Origin of the sequence: Albimonas donghaensis (assembly GCF_900106695.1) — a bacterium.
Classification (GTDB): Bacteria; Pseudomonadota; Alphaproteobacteria; order Rhodobacterales; family Rhodobacteraceae; genus Albimonas; species Albimonas donghaensis.
In genome coordinates, this window is record NZ_FNMZ01000021.1 from 1 (window position 1) to 2,495 (window position 2,495).

At 65.4% G+C, this 2,495-nt stretch carries 2 protein-coding genes; both read right to left on the bottom strand.

Going from position 1 to position 2,495, the window contains the following annotated elements; translation table 11 throughout:
• Positions 1-131: 131 nt before the first annotated feature.
• A complete protein-coding gene (gene istB, locus BLV24_RS21275; RefSeq protein WP_092685677.1) occupies positions 132-860 on the bottom strand; it encodes an IS21-like element helper ATPase IstB in 729 nt (242 codons plus the stop codon).
• Positions 793-2,385: an IS21 family transposase gene (gene istA, locus BLV24_RS21280; protein WP_092685679.1), complete on the bottom strand. Its 1,593-nt coding sequence runs from the start codon at positions 2,383-2,385 to the stop codon at positions 793-795. The genes istB and istA overlap by 68 nt, the downstream gene beginning before the upstream one ends.
• Between the last annotated feature and the right edge of the window lie 110 nt (positions 2,386-2,495).

Consider the following 2,495-nt stretch of genomic DNA (forward strand, 5'->3'; position numbering starts at 1 on the left):
TGTCAATCGGCGCCGAAGTTTGACCCCTTATCGGCCTCCAAAACTGCCCCCTCTGGGAGCACGGGGAGCTGGCCCGAGGCGGCGTAGCTTCCAGGCGGCGCAGCCGGATCGGGCCAGCGACGATCCGGGGCTCAGGCTCGGGTCTTGAAGCGCCAGTTCTCGTTGCCGGTCTCGACGATGTCGCAGTGATGGGTGAGCCGGTCGAGGAGCGCGGTGGTCATCTTGGCATCGCCGAAGACGCTCGGCCATTCGCCGAAGTCGAGGTTCGTGGTCGCCAGGATCGAGGTGCGCTCGTAGAGACGGCTGATCAGGTGGAAGAGCAGCTGACCGCCGGTCTGGGCGAACGGTAGGCAGCCGAGTTCGTCGAGGATGACGCAGTCGAGCCGGCACAGGATGTCCGCGGTGCGGCCCTGGCGATCGGCGCGGGCCTCGGCATCGAGCTTGTTCACGAGGTCGACGACATTGAAGAACCGCCCACGCTTGCCGCTGCGAATGCAGGCCCGGGCGATGCCGACAGCGAGATGCGACTTTCCGGTCCCGGTCCCACCGATCAGCACGACGTTGCGCTGCTGCTCGAGGAAGTCTCCACCCGCCAGGTCGCGGACCAGCGTCTCGTTGACGGGCGTCTCCTCGAAGTCGAACTCGTCGATTTCCTTGGCCAGCGGCAGCTTGGCGATGGTCATCTGGCATTTGATCGAGCGCGCCTGCTTCTCGCTGATCTCGGCATTCAGAAGGTCGCCGACGATCTTCTGCGGCTCGTGCTGCCGCTTCACGGCGGTGGCGATGATCTCGTCATAGGCCGCTTTCATCCCGTAGAGCTTGAGCTGGCCCATCACGTCCAGCACCTGCGATCTTTCCATGGTCCGGTCTCCTGAGGCTGTCGTAGCGTCTGCAATCGGCGACCGGCTCGCAGCTCAGACGCAGCGCGTCCGGTGTCGCGATGGTCAGCGGCGGCCCGGGCTCCCGGCGCCGGGCGAGGATGTTGAGAACGACGGCGGACGAGTGAACGCCCTCGCTCAGCGCCTCGGCGCAGGCCGCCTCCACCGCGTCCAGGCCGTCGGTCAGGACCGAGCTCAAGATCTCGACCATTTGGCGGTCGCCGTTCGGCACTCGGCCGAGCTTGCGCTGCACGCGCCGCATTGCCGCCGGCAATTCCCACTCTTTGAACGGCGCCCCGTTCCGGAGAGCCCCAGGCTTGCGGGCGAGGACAGGGAGGTAGTGTAGCGGATCGTAGATATCTTTGCCGCGGCCGAAGGCGCGGGCATGCTCGCCGACAATCCTGCCGTCCTGCCAGATCTCGATCCGTTCGGCATAGGCGCGGACCTCGACAGCCCGGCCGACAGCCCGGGCGTCGACCGAGTATCGGTTGTTGTCGAACCGGACGAGACAGGTCTTGGAGACCGAGGCCGGCACGGCGTGGAAGCCGTCGAACCGCCCGGCATAAGGAACCAGGCTCGGTCGTTCCTCCTCGAAGACCTCCCACGTCGTCCGCTCGCGCATCTCGGGATGAGGGTGCGTCTTGGCCCAAGCAAGACAGCGATCCTCGAGCCAGGCGTTGAGCTCGGCGTAGCTCTTGAACCGCGGCCGCGGCACGTCACGCCGGAGGCGTGCTTCCAGCACGAAGAACCGCCGGCGGACCACGCCGACCTGGTTCTCGACCTGGCCTTTCTCCCATCCCGAGGCAGGCGTGCAGGCGACCGGATCGACGAGGTAGTGCCCGCACATCTGCTGGAAGCGGCGATTGCAGGCACGATCCCGGCCGACGAAGACCGTGTCCACCGCGGTCTTCATGTTGTCGTAGATGCCGCGCGCACAGGCGCCGCCGAAGAACGCAAACGCCTTGTCGTGCGCGTCGAACACCATCTCCTGTGTCTCTCTGGGATAGGCCCGCACGAACAGCATCCGGCTGTAGCAGAGCCGGACATGCGCGACCTTCGCCGTCGTGGTCACCCCGTCGATCAGGACGACCTCATGGCTCCAGTCGAATTGATAGGCTTCGCCGGGATCAAAGCTCAGGGGCACGTAGGCGGCGGCCGAGGCTTCCCGTTCGGTCTTCGCCCGCGACGAAGCATAACGCCGGACGGCATCGTAGCCGCCTTCGTATCCGAGGGACTGAAGCTCCTCGAAGATCCGGATGCGCGTGAGCCGATCCCGCTTAGGCTTGCGGGCATTCTCCGCCAGCATCCGGTCGAGCTCGTCTTTCCAGGGCCCGATCTTCGGCTGCGGTTGAACGCTGCGCTCGTAACTGAACTCTGTTGCCCCGGACCTGATTACCCTGCGCACCGTGTTCCGCGATACGCGCAGCTCCCGGCAGATCTGCTTGATCGGCTTCTTGTCCTGAAAATACGCCCGACGGATCTTCGCGATTGTCTCCACGACCAACATCCCGCACCTGCTCCCGGTTGCCCCGGGAGCATCATGGCCACCGATGTAAGGGGGGCATTTTTGGACGCCGATCACCCCGCTACGGGGTCACTTTTCCATGCCGCTTCACA

Excerpts from the sequence above, each read along its gene's own strand:
- istB (WP_092685677.1), bottom strand. The coding sequence starts at position 860 with ATGGAAAGATCGCAGGTGCTGGACGTGATGGGCCAGCTCAAGCTCTAC.
- istA (WP_092685679.1), bottom strand. The coding sequence starts at position 2,385 with ATGTTGGTCGTGGAGACAATCGCGAAGATCCGTCGGGCGTATTTTCAG.